The sequence below is a fragment of the Ruegeria sp. SATB045 genome (genome assembly GCF_059613525.1).
The window spans coordinates 107348-134331 of the sequence record NZ_JBXWSR010000012.1 but is presented as its reverse complement, the minus strand read 5'-3'; the positions used below and the strand labels follow the sequence as shown (position 1 = coordinate 134331).

Annotated in this window: 24 protein-coding genes; 7 read left to right on the top strand and 17 right to left on the bottom strand. The window is 57.1% G+C overall.

What is annotated here, in order from left to right; translation table 11 throughout:
• Positions 1-25: 25 nt before the first annotated feature.
• The 4 genes from AC2FNR_RS02590 to AC2FNR_RS02575 are packed head-to-tail and all read right to left on the bottom strand — an operon-like array spanning position 26 to position 6265.
• Complete coding sequence (locus AC2FNR_RS02590; RefSeq protein ID WP_496847882.1) at positions 26-1300, bottom strand: bifunctional folylpolyglutamate synthase/dihydrofolate synthase; 1275 nt, start codon at positions 1298-1300, stop codon at positions 26-28.
• Positions 1297-2220 (bottom strand): acetyl-CoA carboxylase, carboxyltransferase subunit beta, encoded by a 924-nt coding sequence (gene accD / locus AC2FNR_RS02585; RefSeq protein WP_496847881.1) that lies wholly within the window; start codon positions 2218-2220, stop codon positions 1297-1299. The genes AC2FNR_RS02590 and accD overlap by 4 nt, the downstream gene beginning before the upstream one ends.
• Positions 2221-2279: 59 nt before the next feature.
• Positions 2280-3176 carry a CPBP family intramembrane glutamic endopeptidase gene (locus AC2FNR_RS02580; protein ID WP_496847880.1) on the bottom strand — a complete coding sequence of 299 codons (897 nt, stop codon included), beginning with the start codon at positions 3174-3176 and terminating at the stop codon, positions 2280-2282.
• A gap of 2 nt (positions 3177-3178) precedes the next feature.
• Positions 3179-6265: an ABC transporter transmembrane domain-containing protein gene (locus tag AC2FNR_RS02575; protein WP_496847879.1), complete on the bottom strand. Its 3087-nt coding sequence runs from the start codon at positions 6263-6265 to the stop codon at positions 3179-3181.
• Positions 6266-6506: 241 nt separating this feature from the next.
• Here AC2FNR_RS02575 and AC2FNR_RS02570 point away from each other — a divergent pair, with 241 nt between their 5' ends.
• From AC2FNR_RS02570 to AC2FNR_RS02560, 3 genes are all read left to right on the top strand, one after another.
• The gene (locus AC2FNR_RS02570) at positions 6507-7268 is read left to right on the top strand and encodes a DUF6478 family protein (protein WP_496847878.1); all 762 of its coding nucleotides are present in this window, start codon (positions 6507-6509) and stop codon (positions 7266-7268) included.
• Between the two features lie 10 nt (positions 7269-7278).
• Positions 7279-7638 (top strand): hypothetical protein, encoded by a 360-nt coding sequence (locus AC2FNR_RS02565; protein ID WP_170755750.1) that lies wholly within the window; start codon positions 7279-7281, stop codon positions 7636-7638.
• Between the two features lie 88 nt (positions 7639-7726).
• The gene (locus AC2FNR_RS02560) at positions 7727-9271 is read left to right on the top strand and encodes an MFS transporter (protein WP_496847877.1); all 1545 of its coding nucleotides are present in this window, start codon (positions 7727-7729) and stop codon (positions 9269-9271) included.
• A 14-nt stretch (positions 9272-9285) separates the two neighbouring features.
• Here the strand turns inward: AC2FNR_RS02560 and AC2FNR_RS02555 are convergent, their stop codons facing one another.
• The 7 genes from AC2FNR_RS02555 to AC2FNR_RS02525 form a co-directional block, all read right to left on the bottom strand.
• The gene (locus AC2FNR_RS02555; protein ID WP_480868216.1) at positions 9286-10626 is read right to left on the bottom strand and encodes a S41 family peptidase; all 1341 of its coding nucleotides are present in this window, start codon (positions 10624-10626) and stop codon (positions 9286-9288) included.
• A gap of 6 nt (positions 10627-10632) precedes the next feature.
• Complete coding sequence (locus AC2FNR_RS02550; protein ID WP_496847876.1) at positions 10633-11763, bottom strand: murein hydrolase activator EnvC family protein; 1131 nt, start codon at positions 11761-11763, stop codon at positions 10633-10635.
• The gene (gpmI, locus tag AC2FNR_RS02545; RefSeq protein WP_496847875.1) at positions 11760-13277 is read right to left on the bottom strand and encodes a 2,3-bisphosphoglycerate-independent phosphoglycerate mutase; all 1518 of its coding nucleotides are present in this window, start codon (positions 13275-13277) and stop codon (positions 11760-11762) included. Before gpmI ends, AC2FNR_RS02550 begins: the two co-directional genes overlap by 4 nt.
• 89 nt (positions 13278-13366) lie before the next feature.
• Positions 13367-15040, bottom strand: coding sequence for a sulfatase-like hydrolase/transferase (locus tag AC2FNR_RS02540; protein ID WP_496847874.1), 1674 nt, complete (start codon positions 15038-15040; stop codon positions 13367-13369).
• A 65-nt stretch (positions 15041-15105) separates the two neighbouring features.
• Entirely contained in the window at positions 15106-15348 is a 243-nt protein-coding gene (gene nqrM / locus AC2FNR_RS02535; protein WP_496847873.1) for a (Na+)-NQR maturation NqrM, read from the bottom strand.
• A gap of 12 nt (positions 15349-15360) precedes the next feature.
• Positions 15361-16386 (bottom strand): FAD:protein FMN transferase, encoded by a 1026-nt coding sequence (locus tag AC2FNR_RS02530; RefSeq protein ID WP_496847872.1) that lies wholly within the window; start codon positions 16384-16386, stop codon positions 15361-15363.
• A gap of 66 nt (positions 16387-16452) precedes the next feature.
• On the bottom strand, positions 16453-16638 hold the full coding sequence (locus AC2FNR_RS02525) for a hypothetical protein (RefSeq protein ID WP_496847871.1): 186 nt from the start codon (positions 16636-16638) through the stop codon (positions 16453-16455).
• Between the two features lie 110 nt (positions 16639-16748).
• Between AC2FNR_RS02525 and AC2FNR_RS02520 the strand changes: the two genes are divergently transcribed.
• From AC2FNR_RS02520 to tviB, 3 genes are all read left to right on the top strand, one after another.
• Positions 16749-17273: a CBS domain-containing protein gene (locus tag AC2FNR_RS02520; protein WP_170356554.1), complete on the top strand. Its 525-nt coding sequence runs from the start codon at positions 16749-16751 to the stop codon at positions 17271-17273.
• Between the two features lie 85 nt (positions 17274-17358).
• Positions 17359-18372: a GDP-mannose 4,6-dehydratase gene (locus AC2FNR_RS02515; RefSeq protein ID WP_496847870.1), complete on the top strand. Its 1014-nt coding sequence runs from the start codon at positions 17359-17361 to the stop codon at positions 18370-18372.
• Between the two features lie 5 nt (positions 18373-18377).
• Entirely contained in the window at positions 18378-19661 is a 1284-nt protein-coding gene (gene tviB, locus AC2FNR_RS02510; RefSeq protein WP_496847869.1) for a Vi polysaccharide biosynthesis UDP-N-acetylglucosamine C-6 dehydrogenase TviB, read from the top strand.
• Positions 19662-19699: 38 nt separating this feature from the next.
• Here tviB and nqrF read toward each other — a convergent pair whose 3' ends face one another.
• Genes nqrF through AC2FNR_RS02480 form a run of 6 tightly spaced genes read right to left on the bottom strand, consistent with a single transcriptional unit; the run spans position 19700 to position 25560 of the window.
• The gene (gene nqrF / locus AC2FNR_RS02505) at positions 19700-20923 is read right to left on the bottom strand and encodes an NADH:ubiquinone reductase (Na(+)-transporting) subunit F (RefSeq protein WP_170356557.1); all 1224 of its coding nucleotides are present in this window, start codon (positions 20921-20923) and stop codon (positions 19700-19702) included.
• A 10-nt stretch (positions 20924-20933) separates the two neighbouring features.
• A complete protein-coding gene (gene nqrE / locus AC2FNR_RS02500; protein WP_496847868.1) occupies positions 20934-21542 on the bottom strand; it encodes an NADH:ubiquinone reductase (Na(+)-transporting) subunit E in 609 nt (202 codons plus the stop codon).
• Positions 21542-22195, bottom strand: a complete 654-nt coding sequence (locus tag AC2FNR_RS02495; RefSeq protein WP_117873115.1) for an NADH:ubiquinone reductase (Na(+)-transporting) subunit D — start codon at positions 22193-22195, stop codon at positions 21542-21544. The genes nqrE and AC2FNR_RS02495 overlap by 1 nt, the downstream gene beginning before the upstream one ends.
• Positions 22195-23010 (bottom strand): Na(+)-translocating NADH-quinone reductase subunit C, encoded by an 816-nt coding sequence (locus tag AC2FNR_RS02490; RefSeq protein ID WP_496847867.1) that lies wholly within the window; start codon positions 23008-23010, stop codon positions 22195-22197. The genes AC2FNR_RS02495 and AC2FNR_RS02490 overlap by 1 nt, the downstream gene beginning before the upstream one ends.
• On the bottom strand, positions 23003-24211 hold the full coding sequence (locus AC2FNR_RS02485; RefSeq protein ID WP_170356560.1) for an NADH:ubiquinone reductase (Na(+)-transporting) subunit B: 1209 nt from the start codon (positions 24209-24211) through the stop codon (positions 23003-23005). Before AC2FNR_RS02485 ends, AC2FNR_RS02490 begins: the two co-directional genes overlap by 8 nt.
• Before the next feature lie 5 nt (positions 24212-24216).
• On the bottom strand, positions 24217-25560 hold the full coding sequence (locus tag AC2FNR_RS02480) for a Na(+)-translocating NADH-quinone reductase subunit A (protein ID WP_496848159.1): 1344 nt from the start codon (positions 25558-25560) through the stop codon (positions 24217-24219).
• Between the two features lie 278 nt (positions 25561-25838).
• Here AC2FNR_RS02480 and AC2FNR_RS02475 point away from each other — a divergent pair, with 278 nt between their 5' ends.
• Positions 25839-26954 (top strand): THUMP domain-containing class I SAM-dependent RNA methyltransferase, encoded by a 1116-nt coding sequence (locus AC2FNR_RS02475; protein ID WP_496847866.1) that lies wholly within the window; start codon positions 25839-25841, stop codon positions 26952-26954.
• Positions 26955-26984: the final 30 nt, after the last annotated feature.

Genomic DNA, 26984 nt, shown 5'->3' with positions numbered 1-26984 from the left:
CCAGATGAAGCTACGCGGATTTGTTTCATCCGTTTTCGCGCAGGATGTGACCGGCCAGATAGAGTGAGCCACAGATCAGGACGCGGGCCTGCGGGTCTTTGGTGGTGATGGCGTTGAGGGCATCAGCGACGCTGTGTGCGGTGGTGGCTGGCAGGTTGACTTTGGCAGCAGCGGATGCGGTGTCTTCCGCGCTGAGTGTTGCGGCCTCACCGGGGATGGACACGGCGGTCAGGCTTTGGGCCTGTTGGGCCAGCGGGGCCAGATAGCCGGTGACGTCTTTGGTGTTGAGCATCCCGCAGATCATATGCGTGGGGCGTTGCGGCAGTTTCGCCAGCACATCGGCCAGAGCAATCCCGGCTGCGGCGTTGTGCCCTCCGTCCAACCACAGTTCGGCCTGGGCGGCGGCCTCGACCAGCGGACCTGTTTTCAGGCGCTGCATTCGTGCGGGCCATTCGGCACGGGTCACGGCAGCCTCATAGGCGTCATCGCCCATATTTAGGTGGCGCAGAACTGCGATTGCAGCGCCTGCATTCTGAATCTGGTGTGCGCCCAGCAAGTTCGGCAGCGGTAGGTCGCGCAACCCAGTTTCGTCCTGATAGATCAGGCGTCCGTTTTCCTCGTGCACATGCCAGTGTTGGCCGTTGATCAGCAGCGGAGCGCCCAGACGAGCGGCGGTGTACTCGATAACCTCGAGCGCCTCATCCTGCTGCGGCCCGACGATACAGGGCACGCCGGGTTTGATGATGCCTGCCTTTTCTGCGGCAATCTTGCCAAGCGTGTTGCCAAGGAACTGTTCGTGGTCAATGGACACGGGCGTGATCACCGTCACAGCGGGCTCATGTATCACGTTGGTGGCGTCCAGACGGCCACCCAAGCCCACCTCGAGCAATGTGTAGTCCGCTTGCGTTCTGGCAAAAGCCAGCAGGGCGGCGCAGGTCGTGATTTCGAAATAGGTGATGTTTTCGCCATTATTCGAGGCGTAGCATTCGTCCAGTAACTCGGTCAGAGCGGGTTCCGAAATCAACTGTCCGGCAAGACGGATGCGTTCATGAAAACGAGCCAAATGCGGTGAGGTATAGGCATGAGCCGATAGCCCTGCACGTTCAAGACCGGCTCGGATCATGGCCTGTGTTGAGCCCTTGCCATTGGTGCCCGCGACATGGATCACCGGTGGCAGTTTGCTCTGGGGATTGTCCAGTGCGGCCAGCAAACGCCAGACGCGGTCCAAGGTCAGGTCAATGATCTTGGGGTGCAGCGCCATCATCCGGTCAAGGATGACGTCAGAAGAGGAGGATATCATTTTTCAGCCGAGGGTGCGGCCGCTTCGGCCTCTTGGGGTGTGGGTGCAGGCAGATCGCCTTTGACCGCGGGCGGCTCGTTCATCAGCATACGGGTGATGGTGATCAGTTCGTCGCGCATTTCGGTCCGTTTGGTCACACGGTCCAGCATTCCGTGATCCAGAAGGTATTCGGCCCGCTGGAACCCTTCGGGCAGTTTTTCACGAATAGTCTGCTCGATCACGCGGGGGCCGGCGAAACAGATCAGCGCGTTGGGCTCGGAAATATGCACGTCGCCCAGCATCGCATAAGACGCGGTCACACCCCCGGTAGTCGGGTGGGTAAGGACGACGATATAAGGCAGGTTCGCTTCTTTTAGCATCTCAACCGCGACCGTGGTGCGGGGCATCTGCATCAGGCTCAGTATGCCTTCCTGCATCCGCGCTCCACCGGCTGCAGAAAACAGGATCAGCGGGCGTTTCAGCTTTACCGCCTCTTGCGCGGCAGCGATGATGGCATTGCCTACGTACATGCCCATCGAACCGCCCATGAACGAGAAGTCCTGAGCAGCGGCAATGATCGGGGTGCGGCCAATTTCGCCAGCGGCGACCAGCATCGCCTCTTTTTCGCCGGTCTTTTTCTGCGCCGCCTTCATGCGGTCGGGGTATTTTTTCTGATCGCGGAACTGCAGCGGATCATCCTGGGGGGCGGGTACGTCGACTTCGGTGAAAATGCCGCCATCAAAGAGATGCGCAAAGCGGTCGCGCGGGGTGATTGCCATGTGATGGTCGCACTGGGTGCAGACATTCTGGTTTTCTGCCAATTCGCGGTGAAACAACATGGTTCCGCATTCGTCGCACTTGTGCCAGAGATTTTCTGGCACTTCCCGGCGAGAGAAAATCGAGTTGATCCGGGGGCGGACGTAGTTTGTGATCCAGTTCATATCGGAACCTTGCTGATGCGGCTTTGACGTCAAATAAGACGCTACGGAAAGAAATGCAATCAACGCCTGAGTGCAAGTCGTGCAGCGAGCCATCCGACAATCATCAAAGCGAAATCGACAAGTAGCCACTGCCGCAGAACATCGGTATCCGACATGTCGTATGGTAGCACGTAAAGCGCAAGGCTGCTGAGGCTATCAGGCAGCGAGATAAACAATAACGCAATGATGTTATTAAAGAAGTGTAGCGCGATTGCGGGCCCCAATGTGCCTGCTCGGGCCGTTAGGTCCGCGGCCAAAACGCCAAACATGCAGGACCACAGCGCAATAAGACCAGCATTGGAACCGGCGGTTCCGGGTGCGTAGTGACCAGCTGCAAATAAAATGGACGGCACACCGATCCAAATAAATGGCGACCGGAATCGCGCCGCCAAAGACTGTTGTATATAGCCGCGGAACAGGATCTCTTCGGCGCTTGTTTGAATCAGGACAGCTGCAAGCGACAAAGGTAAAAACATCAGCCATGTCGCAAGTGGTGTATTGGAGATCAACTCGGTGCCCATGTCGTAAGGTGGCAAAACGGCAACGACCGCTCCAAGCAAGAGCAATGTTCTGAAAACGCGCCAGAATTGGACAAGGGTTTCCGGAAACGGGCCCAAGACCGATCGCAAGTTTCTGTGGTGTACTTGCCGTACGGCCAATCTTACTCCGACAGTCACGAATGCAAAGCTTCCCAGCAACACAAGCAGCGCGAATGGTGTCGATCCGGTCAAAAGCCCAGCGGCCCAAGCGGAGGATCCCACCCAAGCCGCGAAAGCGAAAATCACAAGGTTCAATGCGATAACGACCGCCACGATCAATCCTAGACCCGCAAAAAGCCTCCACAATTCAGGGTTTGATCTGGCCTGTGCCACCAGCACTTCATGGGCCGCATAAGTCGGACGTGTTCGCTTACCCATTTTCAAGTTTCCGGACCTGCAGCGTCGGTGCCTTCAAAGAAGATGGTCGAGTCCTTTTCGTTTACACGGACGGCGAGTGATGTCAGGTACCCGGCCACTGTTTGCAAAAGCTGCGTTGCGACTTTTGCGTCGCTATCAACAACAGCGCGTAGTTCTTCGGCCCCTATCCGCAAAAAAGAACAATCGCTAACAGCCACGAGGTCCAATTGGCGCGGATCGCCTGTGATGACGGACAGATCCCCAATCAATCGACCAGGTTCGACGTCTGAGATCGGCCGCGCTTCTCCGCCTTCTTCGGGCCATTCCAGCCTCGCTTGACCAGAAATACACAAATAGGCGGCATCTGGAGCCTGTCTGCGTGAAAAGATCACCTGACCGGCGGTTGCGTCATACCATTGGGCAGAAAAGGCCAGCAGTCTTTGGTTGCGGCCATCGACGCCCGAAAACAGCTCGGTCGAGGAAATGATCTTGAGCTTGCGGCTCAAATCGGCCGTGGCATCCGGCTCGTCTTCAACGCGAGCTTTAGATACGCCGTCAATCCGACCGTCCTTGATTTCCACAAAAAGGTCATAGGCTTCGGGATGGTCAAACCGGTTTTCCATGAAAATCATGATTGAGTCGGGCAGCAATTCACGCAGCTTAAGACGTGTACGCAAACGGCTTTCCGAATCGTGGCTTGCCAACGCTGTGTCCAGAATCAGAACGTCGGGCCGCTTGATCCCTGCACGGGAAAAGGCCGCACGTTCCTGGAATACTGTCGGGAGATTGTTCCCGCCCAGACCCGATGGCAGGTCATAGATGATGGCCGCTGCGCGGCGGCGCAGACCCGCTTCGTTCATCGCTTCGGCGACTACATCTTCGATGTCTTCGGCGTGGGCACCCGCTGTAAGAGAAATCCGTCCGAACAGTGCGTTTTCCATAACGGTCATGCGGTCGATATAGGTGTCTGGGGCGACAGGAATGAACATGCCATTCATTGAGGCGCGCAACCTTTCGGCCTGACCGCTGCGGATGGAAAGAATCTTTTCCTTATATTCATCGGGAAAGTCGGGGCCAATTTGCTCGGCAGTCAACAAAAACGGAACGGTTAGCAGCAATGCACGCTCACGTTCGTTGATGGCATCGTCGCCCTTGGCCTTACGGCGATCTTCGATGTCCAGCAGACGGTAGTACATGTCCTTTGTCATGCCCAGCCGCAGAAACAGAGGGTGATCTGTTCCATCGCGCCCGAAAGTCTGGTTCAGCGTGTGCAGAACGGCCCGGGCTATAGCCATTGCTTCGTCATCCAGATCATGTGCCCGCAGCATTGCCAGAAACCGCCCGTCACCGGCCAGAATGTCCGGAGAAATATCGCGGGACGGGGCTGCATACAGCAAGTTGCCGCCCAACGGCACAGCCGGGTTAAACCGGTCGGGATCGAACCGGTACACATATCGGTCCAGGTTCTTTTCGCGCAGCCGCTGCGCGACGCTCTCGCGAAGCGCTACAACGTCGCGCGCCAGCGCCGGATGTTGCGCTGGATCAAACTGTGTACGCAAAGTGCGGCGGAACATGAACTCGTCGATCCCCATCGCTTCGACCAGCTCGAACCACCAGTCGCGAATCTGGTCAGCGTTTTCCAGCCCCGCAAGGCCCGGATCAATCCATTCCGCGGAAAGTGAGTCGGTTGGGTTCCCGGATCGCTCGGCTTCTATCTTCCACCGTGTTGGGGTATTCGCTTCATCATCTGATTGTTGCGGATGGGTGCGCAGCGGCATCAAGAGGTTGTCGCCCAATGTCCCGTCAAACAAGTACGGGCGTGAATAGGCGTATCCGATACGGGCGGCAATTACGGCTTGATGCAGGCTCGCAAGGTTATGGCCTGCGATCTTGATATCGCCCTGAACTGGTAACAACTCGCGTGTCAGCACCTGTGCCAGAGCACTTCGTTCTGCTGCGCTCGACGACTTGATGGCGACCCGAGCGCCACTTGGTATCGTCAGGTCGATGTCTTCGAGGATCGTTTTGCCGTCATCGTCGCGGACAGTCACATTGTGCAACTCGATGTCGCCTGTAAGGCGCGGGATCGTTTCAGGCTCACCTACGAACAGCTCTTGCGGGATCATGTTGTCCGGCGCAAAACGCTCGGTCACGATTTCCCAGCGCAATGACATGTCCTGAACTTGATTGTAGTAGGTCAGAAGATCCTTCCAAGGGCCACTCAGATCTTTATACGCGCCCAGAGCCGCAACAAGCGCGCCGACCGTGACCTCTCCGGTGATCGCAAGATAACCGCCGACCGAATAAAACAGAAAGGGCGTCAACTGAGTGATCAGATTGTTGAGGAACTTCATGAAGAACTTTTTGTTGTAAATCTTGAAGCGGATCTCGAACAAAGTCCCAAGTCGGTAACTGAACTGCGCCAGGCGATAACGCCATCCACCGTTCGCGCGCAGATCACTGATGCCAGCTGCACTTTCGCCAATCTCCGAGCTCAGCTGTCGCACCTGCTGAATACGATCCTTGTTCAACAGGTTAATCTGGCGCTGCAGTTTTGGGATCAGCCACGCCTGCAATGGGATCAGGGCGATACTGGCAAGGCCGAACCACACACTTTGCATGAACAAAAAGGTCACGATGGTCATCATCTGGCCGAATTGGAACACTGGCTGTGCGATGGCGTCACCCATCAGCCCACCCATCGGTTCGGCCTCAGACGTGATCATCGACACCAACTCACCCTGACTGGTAGTGGCAAAGTACGATTTGGGGAACCGCATGGTGCGGTGGATCAAGGTGAATCGCAGACGCCGCAGCATCCGCTCGGCCAGCACGCCCTTCATCGTGTTGATGCGCATCTTCATCAACCCGCTGGCGATGACCGTGGCCAGAAATGCCACACACAAGATCAGCAGGTACTGAACTTGTGTGACCGTTATTCCGAACACTGTGACGGTATCTGCCGGCGCGCCAATCGCGTCATTTATGATCTGTTTCGGCAACTCCAATGAGGCGTAGAGAAAAGGAAAAGACAAGACGGTGAGCACCAACAGAATTAGCTGCTGTTTCTTGGAATATTTCCAAATGAATGAAAAAAGAGTGGGTTCCATGCCCCGGCCCTGCCTCACGGTTTTGGTACGTAGTATTCGGATGATCCACGGCAATCAGGTGCCGGACGGTACGCATTGGCCCGACCGATTGCAAGAACGGTGGACCGCCTATCAGACAACAAACTGCCTGCCCACTAGAAAGCGTTAGCTAAAAATCAAAATTTAATCCCCGCTACACCGTTTGCGCCTTATCTTTGACCCGGTCTTTGATTAAAGAAAGGCAATTTCAGGCGATGGGACCATGGGCAAACTTCTGGATCGCTATATTCACCAACGGGTTCTTGCCCGTTGGCGCCAAGCTGCGCAGGATGCGTCGGCTACAAAAACGCTGCAGTTGAGAAAACAACGTGATGAAGCCCGCAAACTGCGCTCTCATCTGGACAGTTTGATTTCTCAAGCTGACAGTAGGTTAAGGTGGCCGTCGGTCGGGTCCGAGCAGTTTCCCAAACCTCTTGGAACGGATTGGTCCTGGCGTCCGGATTTGTGGCGTCGGCCCCTGCCCCGCCGAGGCGTCGCGTCGGTCCCGCGCAAAGCAGAGTTGGACGGTCAGGTGACATTGTTCCATGACTGCGCCCTGTGTGAGATAGCCGCGCGACAAATTAGAAATGCCAGGGATAAAGACCTCGCTCCATTCGGCCTAAGCACAGAGGTATTTGCGTTCAGCGGGTCGTTCCTATCGGTATCAGTGGAACTTCCATCTGAAGCGACCTGGAATCTGACCAAAGAGCATCTTTTCCGGGTCGATCTCGGTTTGCAGGCGGAACGCGAGATAAGCGCCATGGCCCGGCTGAACATACAGCACGGACCGAACACAGATCAGGTGCTGCGCGGGTTAGAGCGATGTGATATGTCCCACGCGATCGATTTTGACCTGGCGCATCTGCCTTTGAATGAACAGCGGATTCAGAAGGTCTGGTTGGACGTGATTTTTGACCGTCCTTCTATGAACAGCGTTGTGCTGCACGATCTGACTTTCTGCCGACACCACCGAGCCGATTTGTGAGGCCCCGTCAATGAAACAGCTTTCTCTCACGCCTCTATTTCTTGAAAACGGCATTTGGCAAGCTCATCTGACCGCAGACGAAGAACCTTGCGTTAAGGTCAGATACCGTGATCAGGAAATCGTGGACACCGAACTGACAGAGATGGATGACGGATGGCGTTTAACTGTGCCGGTCCCCAATTCAGCTTTATCGGATGGGGTGCACACATTTTTAGTTGTCGATGAAGCGACCTCGGAAAAGCTAGGCGATTTCTCGATCATTGCAGGCTCACCGGTTGAAAATGATCTGCGGGTCGAGGTTGAGCTGTTGCGTGCCGAGTTGGATATGTTGAAGCAAGCGTTCCGCAGGTCACACAGCGCTTCGGACTAACCTTCTGCGAATACGTTCCCTCTTTTTTCTATCTTAAAAACCAATTTCATGCATCACTGGTTCCATTTTTTAGACTCAGGATGTTTACATGGATCGCACCAGCATAATCAAAGTCATCGCGTTGATGGTGACTGGGTTTGGCATCGGAATAGATTTTACCGGTGCATTGATCCTGGTACCGGCGATCGAAAACAGCTTTGACGCGGATATCACCAGTACTCAATGGGTTTTGAACATCTATGCTCTGTTCTTTGCGATGACGATGGTCGCCGGAGGGCGGATGGGAGATATGTTTGGCCATCGTCGTATGATGCTGAACGGCCTTGTTATTTTTCTGTTCGCGTCCCTTATGTGCTTTTTTGCGCCCAGTTTGGATTTTCTGATCGTGTCTCGGGCGTTACAGGGCATCGGTGCGGGCTGTGTCTGGCCGTGTACATTGGCCTTTGGTGCGACCAAAATATCGAAGCCTGAACATCGCGCGATGATTATGGGGATGATCCTCGCTGGCGTCACGACCGGGAACGTCATCGGACCGCTGATCAGTGGCGCGGCGGTCAGTTTTGGTGACTGGCGTTTGTTTTTCCTGGCTAACGTGGTGTTCTCAACCATTTCAATGGTCACCGCGCTGGTGCTGATGGAGCGGGAAACCCAACACAAACAGGGCGAACATTTGGATTTTGCCGGGATGGCCGTTTTGTCTTTTGCCGTTTTGCTTTTACTTTACGGGCTGGACGTTGGTGCGGATTGGGGATGGGTGTCGCCGCCGCTTCTGATGCTGTTCTTCGTTAGCGCTACTTTGTTCGTTGCCTTTCCAAAGGTCGAAAAGCGCGTGAAAGAACCGTTGCTGTTGCCTCAAATGATGCAAAATCGCGAGTTTCGGATCACGTTGGGCCTGAATATGTTCAATGTGTCGGCGGTTTTTGTAGGGTTACTTTATTTCCCTCAATACATGCAAAAGGTTCTGGGCTGGTCCGTCTTTCACTCGGCGCTGGGATTGGCGCCCCTCACCATGTTGCTGGCAGTCGGATCCATTGTTTCCGGTACTCTGTACAACGACTTCGGTCCCAAACGCCTGTTGCTATGGGGGTATCTGTTCGCCACGTTTGGAGCAATCAGCATCGTGGTGATGCCAACTGGGCTTGGATATTTCCAGATATTGCCAGGCATGGCCATGATCGGGCTTGGTGCAACATTAACGGTCGGGCCTTCGGGTACAGCCGCCGTCAGCGCAGTCAAGCCTGAACGCGCCGGACTTGTAGGCGGGTTGAGCTTTATGGCCCATCTCGTGTACGGGGCGATCTCGGTCGCGATTGCCACGGCCATTATGTACGTCACCAGCTTGTCCAGCCTTGCCAGACAGCTTGGCGCGGACGGGATTCAGATGTCTGAGACCGATCAGAGGGCCATAAACGGTGGCACGCTCACCACGGACTCTGCAAAAGCTGTCATGGCTAAACTCAGCTCGGCCGAAGGTGAAAAGGTTAAAGCCGCGATCGCTTCGGCGTTTGATGCTGGAATGAATATGGCGTTTGTTTTTGCCGCCCTCTCCGTTTCGGTCGGAGTTATCCTTTCTCTACGGTTGAACGAAGAAAAATTACGAAAGATCGAGGAGTTAAAAAGGGCCGCCTTTTGAGCGGCCCTTTCTTGTTATTGGGATGGGCCGTTCGGGTTGAAGGCTGACAAACCCTTGAGGATATCTATTGCGTAAGCCAACTGATAATCCTCTTCGCGCAACTCCGCTGTTGCTTCGGCTTTCGCGCGATCTTCTTCGATTTGCCGGATTTCATCTTCGCTGAGGCTGTCATTGTTCAGGCTTCCACGAAGGTCAGCTTCGGAGCGTGAGGGACGGTTGTCTTCCTCTTCTTCGGTTGCCGGCGCAGGGCGTGGCTGTTCCACGATGATATCCGGGCTGACCCCAAGTGCCTGAATCGAACGTCCTGAAGGAGTGTAGTAGCGCGACGTGGTCAGACGCATCGCACCATCGCCACGCAACGGCATGACCGTTTGGACCGAGCCTTTGCCAAAGCTCTTGGTGCCGACAACGATAGCGCGGCGGTGATCCTGCAGTGCGCCGGCCACAATCTCGGAGGCCGAGGCAGAACCGCCGTTGATCAGAACCACGATCGGCTTGCCCTCAGCCAGATCGCCAGCGGTGGCGTTGAACCGTTCGCCCTCGCCCGGATCGCGACCACGGGTCGAGACGATTTCGCCTTCGTTCAGGAAGGCGTCCGAAACCTTGATGGCTTGTGTCAGCAACCCCCCAGGGTTGTTTCGAAGGTCCAGTACGACCCCGTTAACTTTGTCGATTCCACCGATCTCTTTGATCTGTTCGTCCAGACCGGCCTGCAGGTTCGGGAAGGTCTGATCATTAAACGTGGTCACTCGCAACACAACGCTGGTGCCCTCAGTCCGCGCACGTACGGCGGTCAGTTTGATAGTATCGCGAACAATTGTGACGTCGAATGGTTCCTGCTCGCCTTCGCGCACCACGGTGATCACGATCTCGGACCCAACCGGGCCACGCATCAGATCAACGGCCTTGTCTAGCGTCAGACCCAGAATGCTTTCACCATCGACATGCGTGATGAAATCGCCCGCCTCGATTCCAGCTTCGTCCGCCGGAGTGCCATCTATAGGCGAAACGACTTTCACAAACCCTTCTTCTTGGGTGACTTCAATTCCCAGCCCGCCAAATTCGCCTCGGGTCTGCACGCGCATCTGTTCCGCGTCATTCGGGGACAGGTAACTGGAATGCGGGTCCAACGATGTCAGCATCCCGTCAATTGCAGCTTCGATCAAATCTTCCGAGTCGACCTCTTCCACGTACTGTGCGCGAATGCGTTCAAAAATGTCGCCAAACAGATCAAGCTGTTCGTAGACACTGGCCTTGCTTTCGGCCTCTTGCGCCAGCAACGGCCCAGCGATCTGAGTTGTTGCAATTACGCCTGCCAAGGTTCCGGCCAGACCGGCCATCACAAATTTCTTCATACTCGTTTATCCATCCTTGTCGGTCCGAAACCAAGATTCCGGGTCCACGGGGCTATTATCCTGTCTTACCTCTATATAGAGCGTTTCTGACCGTTCAGTTCCAGTGCCATCACCGCTTGTTGACAAAATAGCGCCTATTTCGGGTGTCTCACCGGGCATCAAGCCAACCGGAGAGCCTTCGGGGATGACCTGTCCGGTCTCACCGTAAACCTCCTGCAGGCCCGAAAACACGAACAAAAGCCCAGGTTGAGGTTCGAGAATTACCAGATTCCCTAAATCCAGCAGTGGTCCGCGGTATCGGATCGTTGCCGCAGTCGGGGATGTAACAATTGCCCGAGGCCGTGTTGCAAGCACAATACCGGGACGTGTTACACCCGCAGCATCTGTTTCGTCCGCGTGATGCAGAATGACACCCTGAGTTGGCAGCTGTATCTGCCCTTTCTTACCAGAGACATCCGCGTTTGTGGCTGCAATCTCACCCTCGGAAATCTGAGACAACCCGCTGGCGAACCCGTCCAGAGTTTCGGTGGACGAGATCAGGATCGCTGTGCGGATCGGATCTTCGACAAAGCGGCGAGGCAAGTCGGTGCGGTCGGCGATGGCTTCGCTTAAACGGGTGCGCGCGGTTTGTACTCCAGCCAACCCCTCGACCAGTGTCTCGGATGCATTTTGCTGCAGCAAACGTAGTGTTTGTACTTCTTGCAGGTCTCTCGCAAGCGACTGCGCGCGGGCGTTCAGGCCGGGTGTGACCTCGGACAGCATCATCCCGGCGCGCGCCGACCCGAGCGGGCCGGACGGGTGCAGCATCAAAACAGGCGGGCTTGTTGTTTCTATGGTTTGTAAAACACCAAGCAGCTGCGCGACGTCCTTTTCGCGTGCCCGCAGCTCGGCGGACAGTTGCGCTTCGCGTGTGGCCGCTTGCCGAAGCCCGTCGCGCATGGCCGTCAATCCAGCCTCATAGGCCTGAATAGTTGCTGTCAGGGCGCGAACCCTGTCGCGGGCGCTGTCTGCCTCGGTCAGGGTGATTGACGCTTGCTCCAGTTGCCGGGCTGCATTCAACGCCGCCGTAGCAGGATCTGTCTGCGCGTAAACGGGTGATCCAAGAATAACAAAAGCAAGAGCCGCACGTAGCCTCATGACAGCAGGCTCTGCCCAGTCATTTCCGGCGGTTGGTCCAACCCCATCAGGTCTAGCAAAGTGGGGGCCAAATCGGACAGGCGTCCGTCGCGCAAAGCCGCGCCCTCAGGACCACCAACCAGGGCAACGGGCACCGGATTCAGCGTATGCGCCGTGTGCGGTCCGCCGGTTTCGGGGTCGAACATCATTTCACAGTTGCCGTGGTCGGCGGTCACGATCATCGCACCCCCTGCCTTGTTCAGCGCCTCGATCACCTGCGCCAGCCCCTGATCCACCGCCTCACACGCCTTGATCGCCGCCTGCAGATCGCCGGTATGGCCGACCATATCCGGGTTGGCATAGTTGGTGACGATCAGGTCGTACCCGGCCTCAATCGCCTCAACAAATTTCGCCGTCACCTCGGCCGAGGACATCTCGGGCTGCAAATCATAAGTAGCGACTTTGGGCGATTTAGGCATGAAGCGGTCCTCGCCCACTTCAGGGGTTTCTTTGCCGCCGTTCAGGAAGAAGGTGACATGGGGGTATTTCTCGGTCTCGGCCAAACGGAACTGACGCAGACCTTGTTTGGCCACCCATTCACCGAGGGTGTTCACGATGTCTCGCTTGGGGAATACAGTGGTCATATAGGCGTTGTGGCCGTCTGAATATTCCACCATCCCCAGCAAGGCCGACAGATGCGGACGCGGCCCGGTGTCGAAATCGGCAAAACCCGGCTCGCCAATCGCGCGCAGGATTTCGCGGGCGCGGTCGGCGCGGAAGTTCAGGCAGAAGAAACCGTCGCCATCCTTCACCCTGTCGAACCCCTCCAGCACCGTTGGCACGATGAATTCATCGTTTTCCGATTGATTGTAGGCGTGGTCGATGGCCCCATGCGCCGTGCTAGCCGCCCGCCCCTGCCCGTTGATCATGGCAGCATAGGCTTCGCTGACACGCTCCCACCGATTGTCGCGGTCCATCGCAAAATAGCGCCCGCTGACGGTGACGATGCGTGCGCCTTTGGGCAGACGCTCTTCCAGCTCGGCGATATATGTGAAAGCCGATTTGGGCGCCACGTCCCTGCCATCGGTCACCGCGTGAAGCGCCACGGGCACGCCCGCATCTGTGATCGCCTTGGCCGCCGCGACGATGTGGTTTAGGTGCCCATGCACACCCCCGTCCGAGACCAAACCCATCAAATGCGCAGTTCCATTCGCCGCCTTAACGTTGGCGATGAAATCCTGAAGGGCCGCGTTGTCAAAAAATGACTCATCCTCGATCGCCAGATCAATCTGCCCCAGATCCATCGCCACCACGCGGCCTGCGCCAATATTGGTATGGCCAACCTCGGAATTTCCCATCTGGCCGCTGGGAAGACCCACGTCAGGCCCGTGTGTGATCAGCTGCGCGTGCGGCCCCTGCGCCATGATCGCATCAAATGTTGGAGTCTGCGCCAGATAGGGGGCGTTGGCCTTGGTGTCCTCGGACAGACCCCAACCATCAAGAATGCACAGGACGACAGGTTTGGGGGCGGTCATTCGGACTCTCCGGGTTTGCTGCTCTTGCCTGACCTTTTACCCCTTGGCCGACGCCGGGTGAACCGCCTTTTGGCGTAGACGCGGTGAATTTAATCCTTGCCGACAATCTCCCGATACGGGCGCGCTTTGCGGCCTCGGTATTTCACCGTCAACTCCAGCGGCATGTCGTTTTCATCATAGATGCCGACAACAACCCCCCGGCCCCGGCTTTTGGTGCGCATCTCGATCAGTTGCGCCTCGGACCGCGTGGTGCGCTGAGACTGCCTGCGGGTCCACGTAAACAGATGGTCATACATCTGCGCGATGATGTCGGCGTGGTCGGCGCTGTCGCCCAGATCGGTCAATTCCTGCGGATCATTTTCCAGATCAAACAGCAAAGGACGATGGCCGCCCTCGCAATGGATCAGCTTCCACTTCCTGTCGGCGACCATGAACATCACCGCATCGCGGACCGAGGCATTCAGTTTCTCCGCTAGCGGCGAGGCCGAATAATCATATTCGCAAATCACCACATCTCGCGGAGTTTCCGCCTGTGTCCCATGCAGGATCGGCAACAGGGAATGCCCTTCGAGGATATGTGAGGCATCTGCGCCGCTCGCCACATCCAGAAAGGTCGGGGCCAGATCGATGGATTCCACCAGCGCATCGCTGGCCGTGCCGCGCGTGGCGTCAGCGGCGGACGATGGATCATAGATGATCAGCGGCACTTTGGTCGAAGCGTCGTGGAAGAATGTCTTCTCCCCCATCCAGTGATCGCCCAGAAAATCGCCGTGATCCGAGGTCAGCACGATCATCGTGTCCTCCATCTGGCCGGTTTTTTCCATCCAGTCGAACAGGCGGCCCATCTGATCGTCGGCCTGTTTGATCAGACCCATGTAGGCGGGGATCACCGCCTCGCGCACATCCTGCCGCGAGAATGTCTGGCCGATCTTTGTGTCCATGAAAGCGCGCAAAACGGGATGCGCGTTGTCACGCTCGGCTTCAGACCGGTTTACCGGCAGCACGTCATCGGGGCCGTAAATTGAGGCATAGGGTTCGGGCACGATATAAGGCCAATGGGGTTTGATGAAGCTCAGATGGCAGCACCAGGGGCCGTTATGAGTATCCATGAACTCGATCCCGCGCCCGGTCAGGTATGGGGTTTCGCTGTCTTCCTCGGCGATATTTGCCGCCTCGGTCGAATGCTTCAGGAACCAGCCAGACAGTACGTTGCCATCTGCGTCCAGACCAGAATTGGCAAAATCGTGCCACGGGTTGTCACTCTCATACCCTTTGGCAGTGAGGTACTTGTTGTACTCTTTCGCGCCGTCCGGATCGTAATAACCATCCGGCCCCTCGGGCAGCATCCCGTCATCGCGTTCGAACACGTCAAAACCGCATTCGGCCACACGGGCCCCAATCAGGCTGTCAGGCTCCAGACCCAGCCGGGCCATCCCCTCGGCATCCGCGCGCATATGAGTTTTGCCGACCAGCCAGCACTCCATTCCGGCCTTGCGCAGGTGATCGCCCATCGTCATCTCGCCGACCTTTAGCGGGATGCCGTTCCACGAGGCACCGTGCGAATGCACATAGCGTCCGGTATAGGTCGACATGCGAGAGCTGCCGCAAATGGGTGATTGGATATAAGCCCTGTCAAATCGCACACCGCGCGCCGCCAAGCGGTCAATATTCGGCGTGTGCAGGTGCGGGTGGCCGTAGCAGCTCAGGTAATCCCAGCGCAGCTGGTCGAACATGATGAATAGGATGTTTTTGGCTTTGGCCACGGATGCGCCCCTTTGATCGTCCGGGGCTGAGGCTAACCAATTCCGCGTCAGTGGCGAAGCGGAATTTACGCCTGCGCTTCGCGTTCCATCTGTTCCAGCACCTTCTTGGCGCGCTTGCACTGCAACTGATCACGCAGCGGGCTGTTTGGGTCGACATCTTTCTGACAGACTACGCATTTATCCGCACCCGAGATCGCGTTCAGACCGCCACAGCTGCCCTTGATGGTCTTGCCCATCAGCATCACGCCCAGCGACATGCCGACCATCACAAGAGCCAGCAGTATGAAGGCCAGAATAAAGGTGCTCATGATCCGTATCCGTCAGTTGCTGCCCAACGCGTCTTTGAACGCGCTGCTATGGACCGTGATATAGGCATCTTCGCCCCCTGTCACATCCCGCGAGATGAAATACACGGCAAGTTTATGCTTTTCGGCCAGTTCCAGCCCTTTTTCCTGCCCCAGCGCCAACATGGCCGTGGCCCAGGCATCGGCCATCATCGCGTTTTCCGCTAGCACCGTGACCGAGGTGGTCCGGTGCGTGATCGGGCGGCCTGTCACCGAGTCGATAATATGCGAATAGCGCACACCGTCCTGTTCGAAGAAGTTCTTGTAATCTCCCGAAGTCGCCATCCCCAGATCGTCAAGCTGAACGATCAACTGGATGGCCTGCGCGCCAGTTTCAGGTTTTTCGATCCCAATCCGCCATGCCTCACCCTTGTCATTCTGACCCATAGTGACCAGATCGCCGCCGATCTCGACCATGTAATTCTCGATCCCGGCGTCGCGCAGCGTTTCGGCCACTGCGTCAATGCCATAGCCCTTGGCAATGGCCGACAAGTTGATGCCTACACCCGCATCCAATTTGGCCAACGTCCCGGCTTCGCGGTCCAGCGTCAACAGGCGGGACTGACCGACGCTGTCTAACGCGGCCTGAATTTCGACATCCGATGGCACCGGGTCTTCGGGTTTGCGTGGACCAAAGCCCCACAGCTCGATCAGCGGGCCAAGAGTGACGTCAAACGTACCGCCCGATTTCTGGTGCACGTCATTTGCCGCATCGATCACCAGCGCAAATTCGTCAGATACCGCAACGGGATCGGTGCTGTCCGACGCGGAAAAGGTCGACACCTCGGAATTCGGATCCCAGTTGGACATCTTGGCGTTGACCTCGGCCAGAGTCTCATCGACCGAGTCTGCCAAGGCTTCTTCGTCCACGTCCACGCCGATGGCGGTGATGTTGAAGGTCGTTCCCATGGTTTCGCCAGACAGGCGCACGACCTCTGGTTCTTTGTCGAACAAACAGCCAGACACCAGCGCGGCAACAGCCAAAACGGGGACAAGACGCATCACAGCACCCTCTTAGGAAAACGTGCTCGGCATATGCCAGCGCCTCTGATCAGAGTCAAACCGACGTCAGAGTTTCAGCGGCATGAAGCCTAAAACCAAAAGGCCAATGCCAGCAGGCAAACCGAACAGCCAGGCTTTCTTTTGCCAACCCGGCGTTTGCTGTTTCCATGTCATGCGAAAGTTGTGCCCGCAGACCACCACTGCCAAAAAGATCAATGCCGCGATGGGCGGTGTCAAATAGAAGTCGGACAAAAGATCAGATATCCTTGGTTTTTGGCAGTTTTCCCCGGATAGGGCAATTGCACCCTATACAGGTCGCTCGGCTGCGCTAAGGTGAATAGCAAAAGAAAAGGAGATTGCCCATGGCCCCAAGCTCTTACCAGCCACCGACCCGCGGCGATAAAGCCGATACCAGCACTCGCAGTCAGTCGGTCGACTCGAACCTGTCACACTCGCAGACGACCGTGGCGAAACTGCTTGAGGGCAAGGGCGACGCGGTCTTCTCGGTGCGTCCGAACGATACGATTCACTCGGTGGTGAACACGCTGAAGGAAAAGAAAATCGGGGCGGTTCTGGTGACAGACCAAAACGGCGCACTGCAAGGCATTCTGTCGGAACGCGATATCGTGCGCCGCATGGCCGACACCCCCGGTCAGACGCTTCCTCAATCGGTCGAGGACCTGATGACGCGTGAGGTCAAAACCTGCGCACCTGATGACCCGTTGAACCAAGTTCTTAAAACCATGACCGAGGGGCGGTTTCGCCACATGCCCGTTCTTTCTGACGGTGCCTTGCGCGGTGTGATCACCATCGGCGACGTTGTGCATTTTCGTCTGAAAGAGCTAGAATACGAAGCCCTTCGCATGAAGCAGATGATTGTTGGCTGATCGAATACGGCGAAAATCCCCTTGACCTTGGCCCCGTGACAGTATCCCTGATGCAGCATCAAACGGCGATGAAACAGAGGGTTGCATGAAACGGGTTCTTGTCACCGGAACGGCCGGGTTCATCGGGTTCCATCTGGCCAAGCTTTTGCTGGCCGAAGGCTTTCGTGTGCACGGCTATGACGGGATGACCGACTATTACGACGTCACACTCAAACAGCGCCGCCACCAGATGCTTCTGCAAAATCCGGGCTTTTCTGCAACCGAGGACCTGCTGGAAATTCACGACCGCCTGAAACAGATCGCCGATGACTTCAAGCCCGAGGTCATCGTCCACCTCGCCGCACAAGCCGGGGTTCGGTATAGCTTGGAAGACCCGCGCAGCTATATCAACTCGAACGTCGTGGGCACGTTCAACGTTATGGAGGTCGCCCGCGAACACAAAGTTGCGCATCTGCTGATGGCCTCGACCTCATCCGTTTACGGCGCCAATGAAGAGATGCCCTTTACCGAGGTCGAAAAAGCCGACACCCCCCTGACCATCTACGCTGCCACGAAGAAAGCAAATGAGGCGATGGGCCATTCCTACGCTCATCTGTGGAACCTGCCGACGACGATGTTCCGCTTTTTCACTGTCTACGGCAGTTGGGGCCGCCCCGATCTGGCGCTCTATAAGTTTGTGGACGCCATTCTGGATGACCGCCCGATCGACATCTATAACCACGGCGACATGTACCGCGACTTTACCTATGTCGAGGATCTGGTGCGGGGTATCCGCCTGCTGATCGACGTGCCGCCCGAGCGCCCGGACAGTGCGGACCAGATTGCCGAGGGCGACAGCCTGTCTCCGGCAGCGCCTTGGCGGGTGGTGAATATCGGCAATGGCGACAAGGTGCGGCTGATGGACTTCATCGAGGCCATTGAGGATGCCTTGGGCAAAAAGGCTATCCGAAACTACATGCCTATGCAGATGGGCGATGTGCCTGCGACATGGGCCGATAATGATCTGCTCCAATCCCTGACAGGGTACCGCCCGCAAACCGATTTCAAAGAGGGCATTGCCCGGTTCGTCGCGTGGTTCCGCGACTATCATGGTAAATGACGACGATGTTTGAAACAGACCCCAACGCGCGCAAGATCGCCGTGATCGGACTGGGCTATGTCGGCCTGCCGCTGGCTGTTGCCTTCGGCAAAATAGGCCCTGTGATCGGCTTTGACATCAACACAGCCCGGATAACCGCCCTGCGTGCCGGTCAGGACGCAACCCATGAGGTCGAGCCCGAGGATCTGCGCGCCGCAACCGGCCTGTCCTTCACCACCGATCCGGCAGATATCGCGGAATGTGACACCTATATCGTAACCGTCCCCACCCCGATCACAGCGGGCAAGCAGCCTGACTTAACACCGCTGCTCAGCGCGTCTGAAACGGTTGGACGCGTGCTGAAACCTGGTGATCTGGTTATTTACGAATCCACCGTCTACCCCGGCGCGACCGAGGAAGACTGTGTGCCAGTTTTGGAACGCGCCTCGGGCCTGGTGTTCAACCGCGATTTCTTTGCAGGCTACAGCCCCGAGCGGATCAACCCCGGTGACAAGACGCATCGGATCGCGGATATCTGCAAGGTTACGTCCGGCTCGACCCCCGAGGTGGCCGATCTGGTGGATGCGCTTTACGCGCGGATCATCACGGTGGGCACCCACAAGGCGGAAAGCATCCGTGTGGCCGAGGCCGCAAAGGTGATCGAGAACACCCAACGCGACCTGAACATCGCATTGGTGAACGAGCTGGCGATGATCTTTGGCCGGATGGATATCGACACCGATGCAGTTCTGCGCGCCGCGGGGACCAAGTGGAACTTTCTACCCTTCCGCCCCGGTCTGGTGGGCGGTCATTGCATCGGCGTAGACCCCTATTACCTGACCCACAAGGCAGAGGCCGTGGGCTATCACCCTCAGATCATTCTGGCCGGGCGTCGGTTGAATGACAGTATGGGCGGCTATGTGGTCTCGCAACTGGTCAAGCGGATGATGCGCGAGGGGATCAATGTTGCCGCCGCCCGCGTGCTGGTGATGGGTCTGACCTTCAAGGAAAACTGCCCCGACCTGCGCAACACGCGCGTTGTCGATATCATTGACGAGTTGCAAGACTATGGCGTCACAGTCGATGTCCACGACCCCCATGCGAATGCAGTTGCCGCGCAGAAGGAATACGGGATTTCATTGACTTCGCAGCCTGAAACCGGTGCCTATGACGGTATCGTTCTGGCAGTTGCGCATCAGGAATTTCTGGCGCTCGCCCCAGCCGAGATACGCGCCTTTGGCAAGGATCAAAGCGTGTTGTTCGACGTCAAATCCTGTCTACCGCCAGAGGCCAGCGACCTCCGGTTGTAAAAAAAAACCGGCGCTGTGCTGCGCCGGTTTATCCTGTCTTATCCGCCGAAATCGTCCAGCATGATGTCTTCGCGGTCCACGCCCAAGTCCAGCAGCATGTTGATGACCGACTGGTTCATGATCGGCGGTCCACACATGTAGAACTCGCAATCCTCGGGCGCAGGGTGGTTCTTGAGGTATTCCTCGAACAGCACGTTGTGGATGAAGCCGGTATAGCCTTTCCAATCGTCCTCGGGCTGCGCGTCCGACAAGGCGACATGCCATTCGAAATTGTCGAACTCTTCGGCCAGTTGGTCGAAATCCTCGACAAAGAACATCTCTTTCTTCGACCGTGCCCCGTACCAGAAGCTGATCTTGCGATCGCGGTTCTGCAACCGCTTGAGCTGATCGAAGATATGGCTGCGCATGGGGGCCATGCCTGCACCACCGCCGATGAATACCATCTCTTTTTGGGTATCGCGGGCGAAGAATTCACCAAACGGACCCGAGATGGTGACCTTGTCACCTGGTTTCAGGTTGAAGATATACGACGACATCTGACCCGCTGGGATACCTTCCGACCCTGGAGGCGGCGAGGCCACGCGGACGTTCAGCATGATCATGCCCTTTTCATCCGGATAGTTGGCCATGGAATAAGCCCGCTCAATCGGTTCGGCCACGACGGATTCGTATTGCCACAGATTGAACTTGTCCCAATCTTCGCGGTATTCCTCTTCCACGTCGAAATCGGTGTATTTCAACTGGTGCGCAGGGGCTTCAATCTGGATGTAACCACCGGCGCGGAAGTTCACATCCTCGCCTTCCGGCAGGTCCAGCGTCAGGGCCTTGATGAAGGTCGCCACGTTTTCATTCGAGCGAACGGTGCATTCCCATTTCTTGACGCCAAAGACCTCTTCGGGGACTTCGATGTCCATGTCCTGCTTGACTGCGACCTGACAGGACAGACGGTCACCGCACGAAGCCTCACGCTTGGTGATGTGGCTTTCCTCGGTCGGCAGGATCGAGCCGCCGCCAGAATGCACCCGCACCCGACACTGCGCACAGGTGCCACCGCCGCCACAGGCCGAAGGGACGAACAGCTTCTCGGCCGCCAGGGTTTGCAGCAGCTTGCCCCCGGCAGGGACCGAGATGGTTTTCTCACCGTTGATGGTGATGTTCACGTTCCCGGTCGACACCAGCTTGGACCGCGCAGCCATGATGATGGCCACCAGCCCCAACACGATCAGGGTGAAAAGAACGACGCCTAAGCTAAAGGTTTCCATGCGTCCCTCCTTACAGTTTCACGCCCGAGAAGGACATGAAGGCCATCGCCATCAGACCCGCGGTGATGAAGGTGATCCCAAGCCCTTGCAGGCCGTCGGGAATGTCCGAGTATTTCAGCTTTTCGCGCACACCCGCCATCGCAGTGATCGCCAGCGCCCAGCCAAAGCCCGAAGACAGACCATAAGTCGTCGCCTCGGCAAAGTTATAGTCGCGTTCCACCATGAACAGCGAGCCACCCAGAATGGCGCAGTTCACCGTGATCAGAGGCAGGAAGATCCCCAGCGCGTTGTAAAGTGGCGGGAAATACTTATCCAAAACCATCTCGAGTATCTGAACCATGGCTGCAATCACACCAATATATGAGATCAGGCCAAGGAAGGTCAGGTCCACATCCGGGAAGCCCGCCCAAGTCAGCGCGCCTGGTTTCAGCAGGTAGTTCAGCAACAGGTTGTTGGCAGGCACGGTGATGGCCTGCACAACCATGACCGAGATGCCCAGACCCAGCGCGGTCGAAATCTTCTTGGACACGGCGATGAAGGTACACATCCCGAGAAAGAAGCTGAGCGCAAGGTTTTCGACAAAGATGGCCTTTACGGCCAGTGAAATCAGACCTTCCATCAGTGGGCCTCTACCTGCTGAATTTTATATTCACGCTCTTCCACCTGGTTCGGCTTCCATGTGCGGAAGGCCCAGATGATCAGACCGATGATGAAGAACGCTGACGGAGGCAGCAGCAGCATCCCGTTGGGCACGTACCAGCCACCGTTGTTGACGGTCTCCAGAATGGTGATGCCAAACAGCGACCCGGCCCCGAACAGCTCGCGGATGAAGCCCACCAGCAGCAGGATCAGGCCGTAGCCCATACCGTTGCCCATGCCGTCGATGAACGACGCGACGGGCGGGTTCTTCATCGCAAACGCCTCAGCCCGGCCCATCACGATACAGTTGGTGATGATCAGGCCGACAAAAACCGACAGGGTTTTCGAGATCTCAAACGCATAGGCCTTAAGGATCTGGTCCACCAGGATCACCAGCGAGGCGATGATCACCATCTGCACGATGATCCGGATCGAGCCGGGAATCTGGTTGCGCAGGCACGAGATAAAGAAGGACGAGAACGAGGTCACGAAGATCACCGCCAGCGCCATCACCATCGAGACCTGCAGTGACGAGGTCACCGCCAGCGCCGAACAGATGCCCAGCACCTGCAGAGTGATCGGGTTATTGTCGACAAGCGGGTCGACCAGCATCTCTTTCTTGGTCTGAGACATCAGAATTCTCCTGCTTGCAGTTTGGCCAGAAACGGAGCGTAGCCCGCATCCCCCATCCAGAACCGTACAAGGTTATCGACACCCACCGAGGTCAGCGTCGCCCCGGCCAGCGCGTCGACGTAAAAGTCGGGGCCAGCGGCGGGCTGCGATTTGGCAACGGTGATCTGCAACTCACCCGCGTCATCGCGCAGACGTTTGCCATTCCACAGTGCCTTCCAGCGCGGGTTGTCCACCTCGGCCCCAAGGCCCGGCGTCTCACCATGCTGATAGAATTGCAGGCCGAAGATATCGTTGCCGTTGTTCTCCAGCGCGATAAAACCATAGAGCGTGGACCACAGGCCATAGCCATGCAGCGGTAGGATCACTTTATCCAATCCGCCCGCATCATCGCGCAACAGGTAGATCACGCGGTACTTGGACTGACGCCCAATGCCAGCCGGGTCATTGTCCAGCGCAACGCTCAGGTCCGGGTCGCTGGCCGCAGCGATGTCATCAAACGTGGCAGCGTCGAACTGATCGTCGACGAAAGCGCCCGTCGACAGTTCAAGTACATGCGGTTCGAACGCAGCGAACGCTTCGGAGACGTCGACACCCGGCTCATAGACACCGGCGACTTGCAGAACGTTGACCTGCTTGTCCTTCAGCGCGTTGGCCTCTTGCACCGGGCGCAGGCTGACGGCTGCGGCGGATACGACCATCGAGGCCACAAGGCAGACAGCGACCGCGACGATGATCGTTTTGCCGACAGAATCCGGCGAGGCGGCCAGAAACTTGGCAATCGCGCCTTTTGGTTCTTGGGACTGCGTATCAGACATGGCGACGCGCCCTCCGTTTAATGTTGGCCTGCACGACGAAATAGTCGATCAGCGGCGCAAAGACGTTTCCGAAGAGGATAGCCAGCATCATGCCTTCGGGGAAAGCAGGGTTAATGACGCGGATCATCACAACCATGACACCAATCAGCGCACCGTAGATATAGCGGCCCATGTTGGTGTGGCTGGCCGAAACCGGCTCGGTCACCATGAAAGCCAGACCAAAGGCGTAGCCGCCCAGAACGATGTGCCAGTACCAAGGCATCGCAAACATCGGGTTGGTGTCTGACCCGATCAGGTTCAGCAAGAGCGAGAAGCCGATGGTTCCCGCCAAACAGCCGAGGATCAGGCGGTAGTTGGCGATTTTTGTTGTCAGCAGGAAGGCCAGGCCGATCATACAGGCCAGCGTCGATGTCTCACCGAAACTGCCCTGAATGGTGCCGAAGAACGCATTGGCCCAGGTGATCCCGTCAGCCGCCAGCGCCTGAACGCCCTCGGCTGCGGTGATCCCCAACGCGGTCGCGCCCGAGAAACCATCCACAGGAGTCCAAACCGAATCCCCCGACATTTGCGCAGGATAAGCGAAATACAAGAACGCCCGCCCGACCAGTGCGGGGTTGAGAAAGTTCTTACCGGTGCCGCCAAACACCTCTTTGCCGATGACAACGCCGAAGATTATGCCCAAAGCGACCTGCCACAGCGGTGTCGATGCCGGAAGGATCAGCGTGTAGAGCATCGATGTGACAAGGAAGCCCTCGTTCACCTCATGCCCGCGCACGGTGGCAAAGATGACCTCGAAAATACCACCCGCGACCAGCGTCGTGATGTAGATCGGCAGGAAATAAAGCAACCCGTGCAACACATTGGCAAACAGGCTGGACGGATCCAGCGAGATACCGAACATCTGCAGCAAAGCAATCCGCCAGCCGGTAGCCGCATCCGGGCCAAGCGTCGCAATAGCTGAATTCGCCTGATAACCCGTATTCCACATCCCCCACAGGATGCACGGGATCGTCGCGATCACGACATAGGTCATGATCCGCTTCATATCCACGTAGGACCGTGCGTGTGGGGCGACGGTGGTGACGGTTTTCGGAGTGTAGATGAAGCTTTCGACCATCTCGTAGATGGGGAAATACTTCTCGTACTTGCCGCCCTTGGTAAAGTTCGGCTCAATCCGATCGAAGAAGCTGCGCAAACCCATGTGGATCAGCCCTCCTTTTCAATCTTGGTCAGGCAGTCGCGCAGCGCCAGCCCGTATTCATATTTTGCCGGACAGGCAAAGCCCACAAGACCCAGATCTTCTTCGTCCAGCTCCAGCGCGCCCAATGCCTGGGCAGTGTCCGTGTCCATAACCAACAAAGCGCGCAGCAATTGCGTCGGCAGGTAGTCCTGCGGCATCAGCTCTTCGAACACGCCCGTCGGCACCATCGCACGACGCCCGCCGTTCAGGTTTGAAGTGAACGCATACAGCTTTTTCGCAAAGGCCGAGCCCAATACCGGCTGTACGGCGAATTTCGACGGCATTGGAAGAATCCAACCCATCGTGTGTTGATCGTGATCTTCACGGATGATCGAAATCTGCCGCGCAAAGCGCCCCAGATAGGCGGTTGGACCTTCGGCCTGCGCGCCCGACAGGATCGAGCCCGAGATAATCCGGGGCGTCCCGTCCACATCGATCTCGTCGCGGGTCAAATCGTCGGTGGACGCGCCCATGACAGTACGGATCAAGCGCGGCTGTCGCGCGCCCGGACCGGTCAGAGCGATCACGATATTGGGGTCCAGATAGCCGGTCTGCATCAGGCGACCAATGGCGATGACGTCCTGATACCCGATGGTCCAGACCTGCTTGTCCCCCGCCAGCGGCTCGAGGAAATGGATATGCGTCCCCGCCAGCCCCGACGGGTGCGGACCTGCAAATGCGGCGGCTTCAACTCCCGGCACATCGGCACCCGGTATCGAGTCACCCTCTTTGTGGCACAGATAGGTCTTACCTTCGGTTAGGTTCGCGATCGCCGCCAGACCCGCAGCGAACGCATCCCCTGCATCAGCGATGATCACTGCTGCATCACCCGCCAGAGGCTCACTGTCCATCGCAGTCACGAAAATCGCCGCGGGTGCGCTTCCAGGTTCAGGCATCTTGGAGTAAGGCCGGGTGCGGAACGCCGTCCACAAACCCGCTGCGCATAGTTTCTCGGTGATCCCTGCCGCACTGTCGCCATTGCCCACGCCCGAGAAATCAATGCCAGTGTCATTCGGGTCCGAGACCTCGATTACCACGCTCTGCAGCACGCGTCGCGCGCCCCGGTTAATGGCTACGACCTTTCCGGTCATAGGGGCCACCATCATCGCGTCCGGCGCGTCCTTGTGGCAGAACAGTGCCGTGCCGCGCTGAACGGCATCGCCCTCTTGCACCAGCATCTTGGGTTTCAGGCCAATATAGTCGCCGCCGAGAACACCGACAGTCGAAAATTCGGGCCCCGGATGAATCGTCTGATCCGGCGCACCCTGCACCGGCAGCTCGAACCCTTTTTTCAGTTTGAAAGTTTGCATGTCGCTACGGTCTTCCAAGCCTCTTTCCCGTTCTGCCGTGTCTTTTTGCCGGGTGTCCGCCAAAAATCACTGCAGAGATAAACGCCAGCACCCGGCAATACATAAGCTAAGACTGCCTATGATGCGTGACTATGTCATAATCACGGTCCCTTTACGCGGGGAAACGATCAAACGCAAACCCGTTACCGCCCAAAGTGACCCGAGAATGTCACTTTCGTTTGAGAGAGCCTAATAAAATGCATATCGCACCCTGTGCGTGACCGTTGTAAGCACGCTTTATGAAACACACAAATGATCTTGAGATTTTTCTGGTCGCAACACCCGGCCTAGAAGCACCCCTGTATGCTGAGGCTGTTGAAAATCGGTTTCAAAACTCCAAAATCGTTCCCGGCGGTGTGAGCTGCCTTGGGTCATGGTCCGAAGTCTGGCGCGCCAATCTGTGTTTGCGCGGCGCGAATAAGGTTCTGGTTCGTCTGGGCAGTTTCCCAGCTGTGCATCTGGCGCAACTGGACAAGCGTGCGCGAAAATTTCCGTGGTCCGAAGTTCTGCGGCCCGATGTTGCCGTCAAAGTCGAGGCGACCAGCCGGAAGTCCCGGATTTACCACGCAGGTGCTGCTCGGCAGAGGATCGAACGCGCGATTGCGGAAACCTTGGGTGTCGAGATCTCGGCGGATGCTGGTTTGCGTGTGCTGTTGCGTATTGAAAAGGACATCTGCACTTTGTCTGTAGACACCTCCGGTGATCCTTTGCACAAACGCGGCCACAAACCTGCCGTTGCCAAGGCGCCAATGCGGGAAACGATGGCCGCAATGTTCTTGCGTGAATGTGGATTTGATGGGTCCGAGCCTGTTTTGGACCCGATGTGCGGTTCCGGAACATTCGTCATCGAAGCAGCTGAGATCGCTTTGGGCCTTCACCCGGGTCGCTCGCGAAAGTTCGCTTTCGAAGACTTGAAAAACTTTGATCAAGATAGCTGGAACGAGATGCGGAACGTCACTTCCGTCAAAGAGACCCAAGTGGTGTTCCGAGGCTCGGACCGCAACAGCGGCGCGGTTCAAGCGGCCAGCACCAATGCGGACCGTGCCGGTGTGTCGACCGTTACGGATTTCCAAGCTCGGGCTGTGGGCGATATCAAACCAGGTCACGAAACAGGTGGATTGGTGATCGTTAATCCGCCCTATGGCGCTCGAATCGGGGACGAGAAACGTCTTAGGTCGCTCTATGGTTCATTTGGCAAGGTCATGATGTCCAGATTCAGGGGGTGGCGTGCAGGGATCATCACCAGCTCTCCGTCCCTCGCACGCGCGACCCGCCTGCCCTTGTTGCCTGCAGGGCCTGTTGTCGATCATGGCGGTACCAAAATCCGTTTATATAGAACAGAGACGTTGCGCTGAGAGCCTTGGCTCGGGGACTGGTACTATATG